The sequence below is a fragment of the Zoogloea ramigera genome, from assembly GCF_006539865.1.
GTDB lineage: Bacteria > Pseudomonadota > Gammaproteobacteria > Burkholderiales > Rhodocyclaceae > Zoogloea > Zoogloea ramigera.
The window spans coordinates 1-875 of the sequence record NZ_BJNV01000187.1 but is presented as its reverse complement, the minus strand read 5'-3'; the positions used below and the strand labels follow the sequence as shown (position 1 = coordinate 875).

Genomic DNA, 875 nt, shown 5'->3' with positions numbered 1-875 from the left:
AACTTGCCCCAGCAAGCGGGCATCTCCAGCACCGGGGTGCGCCCGGCGGGTGCAAAGCCGCGAATCCATTTCGCATCTTCCTTGACCGCCGTCTCGTCGGCCCAGTAGATCGCAGCCCCTTCGGCCTTGGCGCGGGCGGCAATCGCAGGATAGGTCTCGCGCAGCCAGGTGTCGATCAGCTCGGGGCGCTGCTCCAGCGCGCGCTTGACCGGGCGTTGTGCGGTGTAGCCCCAACGAGCGAGGTATTTCCCCACCAGCCGGTCGGACAGTTCGACGTTGAACTGGGCCTTGATCAGCGCCTGGATCGCCCGCCGCGTCCACAACGCAAAGGGTAGCGACATCTGCGCCGGCAGCGTGCCGACGATGCGTTGGCGAATCCACACCTCCTGCGCCATCGTCATCTTCCGGCACATGCCAGGCTGGCGCCCGCGGGTTTTCTCCACTAAAGCGCCTGCGCCTGCCGCACGAGCTTTTCTCAGCCAGCCCTCCACCGTCCGGACGTGCACGCCGGCAACTGCCGCCAACTCAGCCGCCTTCATGCCCGATTGCGTGCGCAGCCGAATCACCATCTTCCGGAGCGTCTCCCGGCCCTCAGTCCCAAGTTTGCGTGCGTCGATTTTGTCCATGCGTAGATCATAGTGCAGGGGGCGTATTTAAGGGCCAGGTTAATAGCAGCAGTTCTTGACCACATGAACGAACGTCTTGATCTCCCAGCGTGCCCGATACCAGTCGACCAGCTCGACTGATGCAGAGAAGCGATTTGGTGCAGTTTATGAGAAGACTTCAGCAGCCCCTCGATCTGCAAGCGCCTGATTTTAAACAGATTTGTTTTTTGGTGCGGGATTTGAGAAGAAACCGAAACGGATCCAGGATCG

The 875-nt window shown here is 61.3% G+C and carries 1 protein-coding gene; it reads right to left on the bottom strand.

Annotated features, from left to right (window positions below):
- A partial coding sequence (locus ZRA01_RS20370; protein ID WP_141355195.1) for a helix-turn-helix domain-containing protein occupies positions 1-626 on the bottom strand: 626 nt, incomplete at its 3' end.
- Positions 627-875 lie beyond the last annotated feature (249 nt).